This window comes from Tardiphaga sp. vice154 (genome assembly GCF_007018645.1).
In the GTDB taxonomy this organism is placed as follows: domain Bacteria; phylum Pseudomonadota; class Alphaproteobacteria; order Rhizobiales; family Xanthobacteraceae; genus Tardiphaga.
This window is the reverse complement of sequence record NZ_CP041399.1, coordinates 2,308,091-2,322,111: the sequence shown is the minus strand read 5'-3', so window position 1 is coordinate 2,322,111 and position 14,021 is coordinate 2,308,091. Positions and strand designations below refer to the sequence as shown.

Genomic DNA, 14,021 nt, shown 5'->3' with positions numbered 1-14,021 from the left:
AGACGTGAAGACACCAACGGGGTACGCGATGTTCTTCCTGCTTCGCATGGCATTCTGGCTCGGGCTGGTGCTCGTGCTGCTGCCCAGGGACAAGACGCCTGAGTCGGACAAGCAGCCCACGCTCGGCACCTCCGAGGCGATGTCGGCGGCGGGGGCGGCGGTGTCCGACATGAGCCAGTTCTGCACGCGCCAGCCGGCCGCCTGCGAGGTCGGCGGCCATGCCGCGACCGTGCTCGGCGAACGCGCCAAGGAAGGCGCCAAGAAGATCTATCAGATCATCACCGACAAGAAGCCCGACACCACCGGCTCGATATCCGGCGAAGACGACGTGCCGGACGACAGCGCGGCCGCACGGCCGGACACGCTGGTGCCCGACGATCTCGCCGCCGAATGGCGGGCGCCGTAGCGGCGCGGCTGTCAGGAGCGGTCGCTTTCCCCGCCGTCTGCCCCTATATAGGGCTGGCAACCAGAAGCGGGCCCCGATGACCACTATCGACGACATTCGAGACAATTTCGAACTGCTGGAAGACTGGGACGACCGCTACCGGTACGTCATCGAGCTCGGCCGCACGCTGAAACCGCTGCCAGACGCCGACCACAACGCCGAGAACAAGGTCAATGGCTGCACCAGCCAGGTCTGGCTGGCGCGCCAGTTGGCGCGCAGCGACGCCGGCGAGCCGGTGCTGAGCTATCTCGGCGACAGCGACGCCCACATCGTCCGCGGGTTGATGGCGATCCTGCTGACGCTGATGTCCGATCGCCCGGCGAAAGACATTCTGGCAACCGACGCGATCCAGGTATTCGACGAGCTCGGCTTCAAGGAACATTTGACGCCGCAGCGCTCCAACGGCTTGCGCGCCATGGTCGACCGCATCCGCAGAGATGCGACGGAAACGCTGGCGACGACTTAGCTGTCATTCCGGGGCGCGAGAGCGAAAGCTCGAGGGAACCCGGAACCCCGATATGTTCAAAACATCTCGGGATTCCGGGCCTGCGCCATCCGGCTGCGCGTCTGTCGCATCCCGGAACGACAGCGTGTGACCTAACTCTCGAACGCCACATCGTCCGCCAGCCAGGTCCGCAGCTTGGCGCCCCGCCCCCGCGTCTCCGCGGCGAAACCATAATGCCGCGCCAGCCGGTCCAGCCCGAGTTGCAGCACGATCTTGGCCGAGCGCGCCGGCCAGCCCCGCTCGCGCTCGACGTCCTCGAGCCCGCGCAGGAAACAGCAGACATCCATCAGCACGCCGGAAAATTCCGGCCCGCAGGCCTCCATGGCCTGGCTGAGCCGCTGCCGCGACGTCACCATCACGTCGGTCATTTCGGCCGGGCTGGCGCCCGAGCCGCGTGGCCGGCCGCCCGGCGCGTCCCAGTTCGCGGTCATGCGCGGCGCAAGATTGCCGCGGGTGAAGTCGGCCCGCAGCTTTTCTCCGGCGATGAACTGGTGCGGGCTGATCATCGCCCGCCCGTCGCGGCCCTTCCGCCTGGCCAGCCAGGCCAGCGGGCTCTCGCTGTCATTGACCAGCACGGCGGCGACGCCGTCCTCGGTCAGGATCTGCCGCGTCTCCAGCGACAGATGCCGGGCGCGCTGCGGGTCGATGGTCTCGGACGGACGTTTCGGCGGGCGGGAAGCTTTCATCGGACACCTCGTTTGGGATAATAATCCAACACACCCCAATCGAGGACACAAGTCCTTTTTGTCGCAATCTCGATATTTATTCCTAGACGGTGACAGACGGCTCGCGGCGCCGCGGGGCGCCTTCGGTCATGACCGTGGGTCGGGTGAGACTTACTTGCGGCGGCGGCGCTGCTGGCCGAGGCCCATCTTCTTGGCGAGCTGCGAGCGCGCCACCGCATAATTCGGCGCCACCATCGGGTAGTCCGGCGGCAGACTCCATTTTTCGCGGTACTGTTCCGGCGTCATCGAATATTGCGTGCGCAGATGCCGCTTCAGCGATTTGAAGCGCTTGCCGTCTTCCAGGCAGACCAGATAGTCCGCGGTCATCGACTTCTTCACCGACACCGCGGGCTTGCTCGGCTCGGCGGCGACCTCGACCTTGCCGCCCGACACGCGCAGCAACGCCGCATGGATCTGTCCGATCAGGGCCGGCAGTTCCGCGGCCGGCGTCGGGTTGTTGCCGACATAGGCCGCCACAATGCTGGCCGTGAGCTCGATCACATTGCTGCCTGCGGTCTCGGCCATGTCAGTCTTTCGCGATCTCGGGACGTCGTTTCTACTTGAAGACTATGACCGATGGCTCGCGATGATAACAATAACGAAGGTTTGATCGACGGCTATATTTGCAGTGGAAAGACTAGAGGTGGGTTCGCCCGCAAGCGCAGAGCGAGGCAGGCCTGGGATCGCTTCGCCTGCGCCGTCGCTACGCCCGCTGGTCGAGGTGTTCGCGCAGATCATCGATCGAGGCGAAGCGCATCATGCCTTCCGGCATCTGCGCCTCGATCGAGCCGTCGGAATACAGCGAATAGGCCATGCCATCGACGACGCCGGATTTCAGCACGGTGACCGCGTCAGCCTCCGCCGCCGGCGCTTCACGGCGCGGCGGAGCCGGTGGCACATAGCGCTCCGGGATCAATGGCGGCTCGGCGGCGGCGGGACGGCCCGGCAGTTCGGGACGGGCACGCTCGGCCGGCCAGGCCTCGGTAAAACCCGGGCGGGGTGCCGACTCGGACGGCTTGCCATCGGCTTCGGCGGCGCCGCGTTCGGCCTCGGCGCGCTCGCGCTCGCGGCGCGTCGAGGAAAACAGCAGGTTGCGGCGCTTCGGCTCCTCAGGTTCCTCGGCAGCGGGCGCTTCCGCCGGCACGGCGCGATTTCGCGACGCGTCGTCCTGCCACGGCGGGGTGCCCCCTGCCCGCTCGGCGGCAGGCTCGTCGCGGCTGAACAGCGGCCGCGTCGCCGGCGCCTCGGTGTCGTCGGACGCCTTGTCCGGGCCTGGGCCCGGCAATTCGTGGCGCGGCGGTCGCGGCATTGCAGTTGCCGCGCTGTCCACGGCAGCGGGCACAAAATTACGGATTTCGCGCACCACGATCGCCAGGCTGATCATGATCAGGCCGGTGCAGGCACCGATCGTGCCGGTCAGGATCAGCGTGTTGCCAAAGCCGAATTCCTTGACCGGGATCCCGAGCGCGATCGCGACAAGACCCGCAAGGATAACGCCGATACCGGCAATCAGCAGCAAAATCATTGTCTTGAAACTCCCGCGCAACGTTGGGCGTGTCGTTCGCCGGTGTCACAATAACGACTAACGCCGCAGATCGCCAAATGGCAAAGCCGGATTCACAGCTTCTGCGTCTCACAGGCTTCCGAACAGGCGCGCTGTCGTTCAGCCGACGTTCAAATATAACGCCGTAGGTTGCAGGTCCATCGGGCGTGGCTCACCACGCGAATTGCAGGATGAATGCCTTGAATAGGGCACGAATACTGCACTGCATTAAGAACTATCGGCCACAATTACAGATTACGACGTCCGGAAAGTGCGCTATATCGATGCCGGGGAAGACGCTCACAGGGCACTGATGTGAGCATCGGGGGATACTGGGTTACCAACCATCATGTCATCCATCACGACTTCGGCCATCGACCTGCCGCAACGGCGCTCGGTGGAACGGACCTGCGACGACCTCGCCATACTCACGCTGGTGGTCGTCGGCATCGTCGCGGGCTTTACCTTCCACGATTACGGCCTCGGCTGGGACGACTACACCCACGCTGAATACGCCGACCTGCTGCTGAAGATGTACGGCACCGGGTTCAAGGACCTCAGCGCGCTGTCGTTCGCCAATCTCTATATGTATGGCGGCGGCTTCGACATGGCCGCCGCCCTGTTGCACAGAATTATCCCGCTGGAATTGTTCGAGACCCGCCGGCTGCTCGGCGCCGTGGTCGGCATCATCGGCCTCACGGTCACCTGGCGGCTCGGCCGCCGCGTCGGCGGCGCTGTCGGCGGCCTCGCCACGCTGCTGCTGCTGGCGCTGTGCCCGACCTTCTACGGCCACATGTTCATGAATCCGAAGGATGCGCCCTTCGCGGTGTCGATGGTCATCCTGATGCTCGGCCTGGTCCGCCTCGCCGAGGAATATCCGAAGCCCTCGGCGCGCACCGTGCTGATCCTCGGCCTCGGCGCCGGCCTCGCGATCGGCTCGCGCATCCTCGCCGGCCTGGCCCTGATCTATACGCTAATCGGCTTCCTGCCGCTGTGGGCCGGCGACATTCGCACCCACGGCTGGCGCGAAGCCGGCCATCGCTTTCTTCACGTGCTCTACGTGCTGATCCCAGGCCTCGTGCTGGGCTATCTGGTGATGGGGCTGATCTGGCCGTGGTCGATCCTCGAGCCCGGCAACCCGGTGCATGCGCTGACCTACTTCTCGGCGTTCTTCGAGAAGCCGTGGAAGGAAATGTTCGACGGCGCGATGATCTCGGTGCCGGACATGCCGTGGTCCTATCTGCCGACCTTGTTCGCGCTGCAGCTCCCCGAAGTGCTGCTGTTCCTGACGCTCGGCGGCGTGGTGCTGACGATCTTTTCGCTGTCGCGCGACGACGTGGCGCCGCGCCGCAAGACCATCCTGCTGATGCTGACTTTTGCAGCGATGCTGCCGCTCTTGATCGCGATGGTGAAGCGCCCGGCGCTGTATAACGGCATCCGGCATTTCATCTTCGTGATCCCGCCGATGACCGTGCTGGCCGGCGCCGCCTTTGCCTGGGGCATGGACTGGCTGCGCGTCAACCACCGCGGCGCGCAGGCCGCCGTGGTCGCCCTGTTCTCGTTCGGCCTGGCGCTGCCGATGGCCGAGATGATCCGGCTGCATCCCTATCAGTACACGCATTTCAACTACATCGCCGGCACGGTGCGCCAGGCCGATGCGCTGTTCATGCTGGACTATTGGGGCCTCGCCTTGAAGCAGGCCTCCGATGCGCTGAAGCAGGAGATCATCGAGCGCCAGGAAAGCCCGCCCGTGGGCCGAAAATGGAAGGTCGCGGTATGCGGCCCGCAGCGCCCGGCGCAGGTGGCGCTCGGCCCGGATTTCACGATCGGCTGGGACAGCCAGTCGGCCGATTTTGCGATGACGCTCGGCGAATTCTACTGCAAGGGCCTCACGGCGCCGGTGATTGCCGAGATCAAGCGCGACGACGTCGTGTTCGCGAAGGTCTACGACATCCGCGGCAGCAGTATTTCGAGCCTGCTGGCGATCCCGGCGCCGTAGGGCTTTGCTCCTTGTCCCGGACGCGGTGCGGCCCTCTGTGCCGCTCCGCAGAACCGTGACCGTACGCTGCTCCGAGTCTGTGGCCGCCGTTAGGTCCGCGCCGCTTGAAATCTCACCTCGCCGTTGTTCAGAAAACACGTCTTGCTGAACAGGCTTAGATCGACCGGATTGGGCAATCGCACATCTGCAAGATCCGGGCATGGCTTAGCCGACGGATCGAATTTGCGATCGATCTGCGAGATGAACACGAAGATCAGACCCTGTCGGCGCGCAAACGCCTGCAGCGCGAAGACCTGCACTCCCAGGTCCGGATTGCCGCGCTTCTGGTCCAGTAGTTGAAGGTAGTCGACCACGACCAGCGTGCCCCGCGGCGCGTCCGCCAATGCCGCGATGATGTAGTCGGCGCTGATGTCGTCGGAATTATCGAAGCCGAACAGGCCGTCGAAATCCGCGGGCGCGACGCCGATCGCACGAAAACGATCGAGCACGTCGCATTCGGCATATTCCAGCGAGAAGAACACGCTCTGCCGGCCCGCCTTCATGGCTTCCACTGCCAGTTTCAGGCTCATCAGCGTCTTGCCGTGCCCCGGGCGTGCGCCCACCAGCACGAGATCGCCGGCCGACAACTGCGCGAACAATCCTGTTACCGGCGCAGCCGTGGGTACGCGCGCCACCAGCAGGCTCCAGGCGGCAAAGCCTTCTTGCGCGGCTATCCAGTCAAGTGCCGCATGCAGGGGAATGCGCTCCTTGCGCGCCAGAATTCTGGCGCTGCGCTTGAGTTGGTGAATCGGTGCGGAAAGGCGCATGTCGTGAACCTCCTGATGCGAGCGATGTCACAACCCCTCCTTATGCGTATGCTCGAACAGTTGGTTCAATGAGCGCAGAGCCCTGCATGCAAAATGCTTTCCCGACGGAGGGGGGAGGCGTGGACCGCGCCAGAATCAGAGTGTAGTTGAATTTCACCGACAGGCAATTTTTCCTTCGCCGCATCGTACGGATCGAATCCAGCGTCGTATGCCCAGTCGCCGAAGTGTTGGAATAGGCCCCCACGGGCCTGCAAGGTCTCGTGATGGCCTCACCCTTCAAGCCATAGACTAATCTCGAATTTGTAATACACTGTATTACAAATCAGGAGTCATCCGATGGCCGTCGAATTGTCCGATCCGATCTCGATCCGCCTGCCACGCGATGTTCTTGCCGCGGTTGAGCAGGTCGCCAAGGCCGCGGACCGGAGCAGGAGCTGGGTGCTCGTTCATGCGCTACGGCGCTACCTGATGACGGAAGGCGCCGATATCCTGGCGGTGGTTGAAGGTCGCGCTCAGATCGCCAATGGTGATGCCCACGACATGGACGACGTGCTGGATGACATCGAGCGCATCATCCGGAAACCTGCCGACGTCGCCTGATGCGCAAGGTCCGGCTGTCCGGAAATGCCCGCGCTTTTCTGCAACGCGAAGCAAAATACCTTCGCGAGCGCAGCCCGACCGCGGCAGAAGCGTTCCTCGAACGGCTCCGCGAAGCGCGACGTAACCTCGCGCAATTCCCGGAAATTGGCCGCAGGAAGGCAGCGCTGCCCGTCGAAGGGGCCATGCGGCTGATCGTTGCCGATTACATCCTCGATTACGATCTGGTCGCAGGCGGCGTCGAGATCGCATCCATTCGCCATACGCGGCAGCTCGATCCCGACTTGGAATATGAAGCTGATCTGGACCTGGAAATACGACCGGACCCATCATCTGCGCAGGAACGTGACTCGTAGGGTTCAACAGGTGCGCCTGCAAGCGCCTCAGGAACCGGCCGGAGCGCGGAGTGTCATTCCGTTTCGGACGACGTTCGCGCCGGCGTGGCGCGCAGCAGCACTGCGCTGCCCACCCCACACCGTCCCCAACGCGATGCCTCCCAGTATCATCGCCATCGCCGCCAGCAGCGACGGGCTGACGGGCTCGCCGAGCAAAAACGCTGAAGCCGCGACGCCCATCACCGGCGTGGCCAGCAAGCCGAGCGAAGTAACCGTAGCCGGCAGGCTGCGGTTGATCAGCACCAGAGCCCAGTGCGCCAGCGCGGTGCCGATCACGCCGGCGAACAGCAGCGCGCCGGCAAGTTCGCCGGTCCACACGATGTGCGGCACACCGTCAACCATCAGCGCGATCGCCGCCAGCAGCAGCGTCGCCAAGAGCGCCTGCCAGAACACCAGTTGAAACGGCGACGATATCCAGTTGTGGCTCCGGACGTAAACGATATTGGCGGCCCAGCACAGCGAGGCGAGTAGCAGCAGTCCATTTCCGGTCAACGCCTGCCGGTCGCCCCAGTCGAGCGCCAGCGGATTGAACATCAGTGCGACCCCCGCCATGCCCACGACGATTCCGGCGACGCGCTGCAGGCTGATCCTCTCGCGCAGCAGCAGCCACGCCGCCGGCGCCACCCACAGCGGCGTGGTGTAGCCGAGCACGATCGAGCGGCCGACCGGGACTACCTGCAGCGCGAAGCACACCAGCACCGAGAACGCGCCCATGTGCAAAACGGCAACGGTGAAGACCACCGGGATGTCGCCCCGGCGCGGGACGATCAACTGGCCGCGCGCCAGCAACATGACGAACAGGGCGACCGTGCCCACCGCCGAGCGCAGCGTGGTGGTCCACAGCGGCGAAATGCTTTGCACCAGGGTTTTGGTCACAACCCAGTTCACCCCCCACGCCACCACCACGACGGCGAATAACAGGAGCGCGGTCCGGCGCGAGAGAAAGTCATCGGTCATTGATTGATCGTCCCGGTCACGGTGCGCCGCTTCGGGCACTCGACAGCGCCACGACGCTAGGCTTTACTGGCCTGCAACAAAGATCCATTTTTATAAATATGACTGGGCCAGTCAGTTGGGCGACATTCTTGCAGGTTTGATCGATGTCGAGCGCGGCGACGTCACGCTGACGCGGCAATTGTACGATCAGCTGCGCGCGACGATGCTGAGCGGCGCTTGGCCGCCGGGCCATCGGCTGCCGTCCAGCCGCGAGCTGGCGCGGCAGCTCGGCCTGTCCCGCAACACCGTTTCCGGGGTCATCGACCAGCTCGCCATGGAAGGCTATCTCGACGTCGCGCAGGGGCGCCGCCCCACCGTGACGGCCACCAACGCGTCGAAGCTGGTCGGCGGCCGAACGATCGCCCGCCAATCCGCGAAACCGCTTCACGCCTCGCGCTGGGGCGAACGCTTGCGCATTGCCGACTGGCCGTTCCGCGAGGGCCCGCCGCGCCCGCTGGCGCCGGCGCATGCCGATGCGCGGGCGTTTCCGCACGACATCTGGGCACGCTGCCTGCGCCGCGCGGCGCGACATGCGCCGCATGGCACAGCCGGCGTCAACCGCGCGTCCTTGCGATCGGCCCTGCTCCGGCATCTCGTCGAACATCGCGGCGTGCGCGCCGACAGCAGCCAGATCATCATCCTGCCTTCCGCGCAGTCGGCGGTCGAACTGACGGCGCGCCTGGTGCTCAATGCCGGCGAGATCGCCTGGGTCGAGAGCCCCGGCTATGGCGGCGCGCGCGCGGCCATGCAGTCGGCGGGCGCCGATGTGCGCGGCGTCAAGCTGGATCGTGGTGGCCTCGATTGGAAGGGCCGTCGCGACAGGCCTCGGCTGATCTTCGTGACCCCGTCCCACCAGCATCCCACCGGCCGGCTGATGCCGATCAACCGGCGACGCGAGCTGCTACGCTTTGCCAACGAGGCCGGCGCCGCCGTGATCGAGGACGACTACGACAGCGAGATCCACTATGACGGCCGCCCGATTGCATCGCTGCAAGGCCTCGACGATTCCGGCCGCGTGATCTACATCGGCACCTTCTCGAAATCGACGTTCGCCGATATCCGGTGCGGCTACGCCATCGTGCCGCCCGACCTGGTGGATGTGTTCGAGACCGCGCAGCGTCACAGCGGCCAGATCATGCCGGCGCCGGTGCAGGACGCGCTGGCCGAATTCATCGATGACGGTCACTTCGCAGCCCACATCCGCAAGATGACGCGCATCTACCGCGCCCGCCGCGACCGCCTGATCGCAACGCTCACAGCCGTCGCCGGTGCGCATCTGACGCTGGAGCCGCCAGCCGGAGGCGTGCAATTGCTGGCGCATCTGGATTCCCGCTGCGACGACCGTGCGATCGCCACACGGCTGGCTGCGGCCGGCGTCACGGCGCGCCCGCTGTCGCCGCATTTTACGGGCGAGGTCGGCGGCCGCGGCCTGTTCCTTGGCTTTGCCGCATGGAACGAAGCCGAAATCGACATCGCCGCCGCGACCATCGGCCGGGTGCTCGGCGAAATGATCGCGCCCCCTCGAAAGCGCCGATCCAAAGCACCGGCCAAGCGGACTCCGCCGCCAACGCCATAGACCAGCGCCGCCGTCCGGCACCCGCCTCCGTCTTCAGTGCCGGACCGCCGTGGCGCTGCCTTGGGTGCAGCGGAGGTCGAGGGCGAAGCGGATCTTGTCATTGTCGAGCAGGTAGTCGGCCTCGCGAATGCCCTTGTCGAGCAGCGCCTGCTGAAGCCCGTGCCAGTCCGCGAACTGGCCCGTGCCGGCCATCCTCAGCGCCAGCCGATAGACATCGATGTCATGTTTCTGCATGGTTACACTCCGTCGTTGTGCAGCGATATCATCGCACCTTGCGTCACGCCCGCCATGCGCAAAATCAAATCATCGTCCGTGATGGCCGTCTTGGGCACATGACTGCCGCGCAAATACCGTGGCTTGCTGGCGCTCCGGCCCGAGCCTAGGCTCTAAGTCTGTAACCATAAAAACCCGGGAGAAATTATATGTCGCCAGCCGAAGCGCGCCTCAAGGAAGTGCCATCCGACATGACCGAGGCCGAATGGGCCCAGCGCGTCAACCTCGCCGCCGCCTACCGGCTGGTGGCCTATTACGGCTGGGACGACCTCGTCGATACCCACATTTCGGCCCGCGTCCCCGGCCCCGAACATCACTTCCTGATCAACCCCTACGGGCTGATGTTCGACGAGATCACCGCCTCCAGCCTGGTCAAGATCGACCTGCATGGCAACCAGCTTTCGGAGAGCGAGTACAGCATCAACCCGGCCGGCTTCACCATCCATTCGGCGATCCACGAGGTCCGCGAGGACGCCGGCTGCGTGATGCATCTGCATACGCCGGACGGCACCGCGGTCGCCTCCTGCCTGGAAGGCCTGCAGCCGCTGAACCAGACCGCGCAGCTCGTCACGCATGACCTCGCCTATCACGACTATGAGGGCATCGCGCTCGACCATGACGAGCGCCCGCGGCTGCAGAAGGACTTGGGCACCAAGAACTTCATGCTGCTGCGCAATCACGGCACGCTGACGGTCGGCCGCTCGGTGGCCTCGGCCTTCGAGCGCATGTTCCATCTGGAACGCGCCTGCACCATGCAGGTCCGCACCCGAATGCTCGGCCCCGTCGCCTATCCGGTCGATCAGGCGGTGATCGACAAGAATACGACCGTCGTCTCCAACCCCGACCGTGCCGAGTTGCGCTCCACCCGCCTGGTCTGGCCGCCGCTGCTGCGCAAGCTCGACCGGCTCGACCCCTCTTACAAGAACTGAGTTTCGTGCTAGATTGAGTCCACAAGACCTCTGCACTGAATCAAAACGCCGTCCAATTCCGGACGGCGTTTTTTTGTGTCTCCCTGTCATTCCGGGGCGCGAGCGCATCAGCGCGAGCGAACCCGGAATCTGGAGATGACGGCGCGCTGAACACTCCGGGATCCCGGGTTCGCTCGGGCTACGCCCTCTCGCCCCGGGATGACAAACGTTCGTTTGTCACTTCTTCCCCTCGGCCAGCGCCGCCAAAATCCGCACCCAGGAGCGGATGCCCTTGTGGAAGCTCTTCAGGTCGTATTTCTCGTTCGGCGAATGGATGTTGTCGTCATCCAGCCCGAAACCGATCAGAACGGTGTCGAGCCCGAGCGTGCGCTTGAAATCCGCGACGATCGGGATCGAGGCGCCGGAGCCGATCAACAGCGCCTCCTTGCCCCATTCGTCGGTCAGCGCGGCCCGCGCCAAAGCCAGCGGCTTCATGTTCCAGTCGAGCGCAATCGCCGGCGCATTGGAATGATCGAGGAATTCGGCGGTGCAGTCGGCCGGCAGCCGTGCCGTCACGAAGGCGCGGAAAGCGTCGCGAATCTTCATCGGGTCCTGCCCGGCGACGATGCGGAACGAGACTTTTGCCGAGGCATCCGACGCGATCACCGTCTTGGAGCCCTCGCCGGTGTAGCCGCCGAAAATGCCGTTGATGTCGCAGCTCGGCCGCGACGTGATCTGTTCGATCAGCTCGCGGTTCTTTTCGCCGGCGGGCAGCGACAGACCGATCGGGCCGAGGAAGGATTCCGCGGTGAGACCCAGGCTCTTCCACTGCGAAAGAATGTCCGCCGGCAGATCCTGCACGCCGTCATAAAAGCCGGGAATGGCGATGCGGCCGTTGTCGTCATGCAGCGCGCCCAGGATCTTGGTCAGCACGCGGATCGGATTCTGCGCGCCGCCGCCATAGATGCCGGAATGCAGGTCGCGGTTGGCGGCGGTGATCTTGACCTCCTCATAGACCAGGCCGCGCAGCGATGTCGTGATCGCCGGCGTGTTCGGATCCCACATGCCGGTGTCGCAGACCAGCGCGAAGTCGGCGGCAAGATCTTGCTTGTGCTGTTCGAGAAACGGCACGAAATTCTTCGAGCCGACCTCCTCCTCGCCTTCGATGCAGATGGTGAGGTCGATCGGCAGTGAGCCGGTGACGTTGACGAAAGCACGGCACGCCTCGACGAAGGTCGAGAGCTGGCCCTTGTCGTCCTGCGCGCCGCGCGCCACGATGATGTCGCGGCCGTCGGCATGCTTGGTCACCACCGGCTCGAACGGCGGGCGGTGCCACAATTCCAGCGGATCGACCGGCTGCACGTCGTAGTGCCCGTAGAACAGCACATGCGGCCGCTTGCCGGTGTTGCCGCGGGCCTTGGCGACAATCGCCGGATGGCCCGCGGTCGGGCGCACCTCGGTATCAAAACCGAGCGTCGCGATATCCGCAGCGAGATGGTCAGCCGCCTTTTTGCAGTCGGCGGCAAACGCCGGATCGGCCGAAATCGACTTGATCCGCAGCAGCGCAAACAGCCGCTCCAGGCTGGCATCGAAATCGGCATCGACGCGATCGAGAACGGTCTGCAAAGATGATGTGGTCATACGCATTCCTTAGAGGTTGATCAGGTGGAGCGCACCGGCCGAGCGCTCCCTCTCCCCGTTGGGGAGAGGGCTGGGGTGAGGGGGCACCGGCCCATCGAGCGCGCGCCGCCCCCTCACCCGCCCGGCTTCGCCGGTCGACCTCTCCCCAACGGGGAGAGGTGAAGAAGATCATCGTCCCGGTCAGGGTACAAGGCGTTCCGAGGTCTGCGGCGCGTGATGCATATGCCAGATCAGACCGCCCGCCAGCAGCGCGGTCGCCAGCAGATTATTGCCCCAGGCCTGCCAGAATGCAGGAAACACCGGCAGCGACAGCACCATCAAGGCCATCGACACACCGATCAACGTCCAGGTGCCCGTACGCACCGCGGGCCGATCATCGAACGCCGCGCGATGCATCAACACGGTGAGCGGCAGGAACAGCCACATGAAGTAATATTGCCGCGCCAGCGGCGAGGCCACCGTCATCAGGCAGAACAGGATGCCGAGCTCTTCGGCGGTCGAGCGCTCCGTCATCCTGCGATAGGCGGGAATCGCCCAGATGAAGCCGAGCCCGATCAGCCCGGACACCGCGATCACGATCCAGTTCGCCGTCTTGTAGGGCACGTCGATGACGTTCATGTATTCGGGCGCATGCTGGGGGTCGTCGAGATAGTAATTGATCGGCCGCACCAGACGGTGCGTCATCGCGATCACGGACTGGTTGACCCACGACCAGTTCTGCTCGTCGCGCTGGCCAAAGCCCTTCTCCGAGCTGGAGCCGACCATCGCATTGAACCAGGTCTTGAGCTCGGTGGCGTTGCGCTCGAAGCCGCGCACCGGCGCCGGCATCACATAGAGCAGCGCCAAGGTCGCCACGATCATGCTGGCAGAGGCCGCCCAGTGCCGCCGCCACAGCAGATAGGGCAGCACCGCAATCGGAAACACCTTGATCGCGGTCGCCAGCGCAAACATGCTGCCGCCGAGCCATGGCCGGCCCTTCTGCATCCACCAGAAGCCAAGCAGCATCAAGGCCAGCAGCACCAGATTGGGCTGACCGAGGTCATATTGGTCGAACACGAAGGTGATGGTGGCAATGCCCGGCAGCGCGGCAAGCCACGGCGTCGGGATTTTTTTCGAGCCGGTCATCGCATTGCTGAGCTGGCTGGTGATGGCCCACGCCGCCGAGTTCAGCACGCATAGCGTGAGATAGAACGGAATCTTGCCGAACCAGGTCGGCAGCGCCAGCAACACCGCCGGCGGCGGCGGATAGATGAAGTCGAGCGTGCCGCGGGTCTGACGAGCATAGAGGTCTCCGCCCTGCAGCACCTGCTGGCCGGCCCAATACCACAACGAATAATCCTTGGTCTTGCCGTGGCTGAAAATCTCCGGGACCAGCACATCGGCGGTCAACAGCAGGCAGCAGAACAGGAACAGCACGTCGAGCGGCTGCCGCAACGATGGCCATCGCAATACCGGCGTCGCGCCGTTCATCTCAGTCACTTCACCGTTCCCCGGTCATCATTGGTGGCGCCGGGTTAGCAGACAACACGGGCGCTGCAAACCGAGCGATGTCGTCCCGGCAAGCGAGCCCCAGCGAGCGCAAGCCGGGACCCATAGCCGCTGTCGACTCGAG

Annotated in this window: 15 protein-coding genes; 7 read left to right on the top strand and 8 right to left on the bottom strand. The window is 64.8% G+C overall.

Annotation, left to right across the window (positions count from 1 at the left end; translation table 11 throughout):
* The first annotated feature begins 28 nt into the window (after positions 1 to 28).
* Positions 29 to 406 carry a DUF5330 domain-containing protein gene (locus FIU28_RS10755; protein ID WP_143572966.1) on the top strand — a complete coding sequence of 126 codons (378 nt, stop codon included), beginning with the start codon at positions 29 to 31 and terminating at the stop codon, positions 404 to 406.
* 76 nt (positions 407 to 482) lie between these two features.
* A complete protein-coding gene (locus FIU28_RS10750; RefSeq protein ID WP_143572965.1) occupies positions 483 to 911 on the top strand; it encodes a SufE family protein in 429 nt (142 codons plus the stop codon).
* Positions 912 to 1,042: 131 nt separating this feature from the next.
* Here the strand turns inward: FIU28_RS10750 and FIU28_RS10745 are convergent, their stop codons facing one another.
* The 3 genes from FIU28_RS10745 to FIU28_RS10735 all read right to left on the bottom strand — a co-directional run bounded on the left by FIU28_RS10745 (position 1,043) and on the right by FIU28_RS10735 (position 3,200).
* Positions 1,043 to 1,636: a DUF6456 domain-containing protein gene (locus FIU28_RS10745; protein ID WP_143572964.1), complete on the bottom strand. Its 594-nt coding sequence runs from the start codon at positions 1,634 to 1,636 to the stop codon at positions 1,043 to 1,045.
* 150 nt (positions 1,637 to 1,786) lie between these two features.
* On the bottom strand, positions 1,787 to 2,200 hold the full coding sequence (locus tag FIU28_RS10740; RefSeq protein WP_143572963.1) for a MucR family transcriptional regulator: 414 nt from the start codon (positions 2,198 to 2,200) through the stop codon (positions 1,787 to 1,789).
* 178 nt (positions 2,201 to 2,378) lie between these two features.
* Complete coding sequence (locus tag FIU28_RS10735; protein WP_143572962.1) at positions 2,379 to 3,200, bottom strand: DUF308 domain-containing protein; 822 nt, start codon at positions 3,198 to 3,200, stop codon at positions 2,379 to 2,381.
* Positions 3,201 to 3,567: 367 nt separating this feature from the next.
* Here FIU28_RS10735 and FIU28_RS10730 point away from each other — a divergent pair, with 367 nt between their 5' ends.
* Positions 3,568 to 5,217, top strand: a complete 1,650-nt coding sequence (locus FIU28_RS10730; protein WP_143572961.1) for a glycosyltransferase family 39 protein — start codon at positions 3,568 to 3,570, stop codon at positions 5,215 to 5,217.
* Positions 5,218 to 5,306: 89 nt separating this feature from the next.
* Here FIU28_RS10730 and FIU28_RS10725 read toward each other — a convergent pair whose 3' ends face one another.
* On the bottom strand, positions 5,307 to 6,023 hold the full coding sequence (locus FIU28_RS10725; RefSeq protein ID WP_143572960.1) for a DNA helicase: 717 nt from the start codon (positions 6,021 to 6,023) through the stop codon (positions 5,307 to 5,309).
* Between the two features lie 336 nt (positions 6,024 to 6,359).
* On the opposite strand from FIU28_RS10725, the gene FIU28_RS10720 reads away from it, so the two are divergent.
* Both FIU28_RS10720 and FIU28_RS10715 read left to right on the top strand, forming a co-directional pair.
* Positions 6,360 to 6,623, top strand: a complete 264-nt coding sequence (locus FIU28_RS10720) for a CopG family ribbon-helix-helix protein (protein ID WP_143572959.1) — start codon at positions 6,360 to 6,362, stop codon at positions 6,621 to 6,623.
* Positions 6,623 to 6,976, top strand: a complete 354-nt coding sequence (locus FIU28_RS10715; protein WP_143572958.1) for a type II toxin-antitoxin system RelE/ParE family toxin — start codon at positions 6,623 to 6,625, stop codon at positions 6,974 to 6,976. Before FIU28_RS10720 ends, FIU28_RS10715 begins: the two co-directional genes overlap by 1 nt.
* A gap of 27 nt (positions 6,977 to 7,003) precedes the next feature.
* Here the strand turns inward: FIU28_RS10715 and FIU28_RS10710 are convergent, their stop codons facing one another.
* Positions 7,004 to 7,972, bottom strand: a complete 969-nt coding sequence (locus tag FIU28_RS10710) for a DMT family transporter (protein WP_143572957.1) — start codon at positions 7,970 to 7,972, stop codon at positions 7,004 to 7,006.
* Between the two features lie 115 nt (positions 7,973 to 8,087).
* Between FIU28_RS10710 and pdxR the strand changes: the two genes are divergently transcribed.
* The gene (gene pdxR / locus FIU28_RS10705; RefSeq protein ID WP_143572956.1) at positions 8,088 to 9,587 is read left to right on the top strand and encodes a MocR-like pyridoxine biosynthesis transcription factor PdxR; all 1,500 of its coding nucleotides are present in this window, start codon (positions 8,088 to 8,090) and stop codon (positions 9,585 to 9,587) included.
* 33 nt (positions 9,588 to 9,620) lie between these two features.
* On the opposite strand, the gene FIU28_RS10700 is transcribed toward pdxR, so the two are convergent.
* On the bottom strand, positions 9,621 to 9,821 hold the full coding sequence (locus FIU28_RS10700) for a hypothetical protein (RefSeq protein ID WP_143572954.1): 201 nt from the start codon (positions 9,819 to 9,821) through the stop codon (positions 9,621 to 9,623).
* Between the two features lie 188 nt (positions 9,822 to 10,009).
* Between FIU28_RS10700 and FIU28_RS10695 the strand changes: the two genes are divergently transcribed.
* Complete coding sequence (locus tag FIU28_RS10695; RefSeq protein ID WP_143572952.1) at positions 10,010 to 10,789, top strand: class II aldolase/adducin family protein; 780 nt, start codon at positions 10,010 to 10,012, stop codon at positions 10,787 to 10,789.
* A 216-nt stretch (positions 10,790 to 11,005) separates the two neighbouring features.
* On the opposite strand, the gene FIU28_RS10690 is transcribed toward FIU28_RS10695, so the two are convergent.
* Both FIU28_RS10690 and FIU28_RS10685 read right to left on the bottom strand, forming a co-directional pair.
* The gene (locus FIU28_RS10690; RefSeq protein ID WP_143572951.1) at positions 11,006 to 12,409 is read right to left on the bottom strand and encodes a M20/M25/M40 family metallo-hydrolase; all 1,404 of its coding nucleotides are present in this window, start codon (positions 12,407 to 12,409) and stop codon (positions 11,006 to 11,008) included.
* A gap of 180 nt (positions 12,410 to 12,589) precedes the next feature.
* Positions 12,590 to 13,879: a glycosyltransferase family 87 protein gene (locus tag FIU28_RS10685; RefSeq protein ID WP_143576135.1), complete on the bottom strand. Its 1,290-nt coding sequence runs from the start codon at positions 13,877 to 13,879 to the stop codon at positions 12,590 to 12,592.
* Positions 13,880 to 14,021 lie beyond the last annotated feature (142 nt).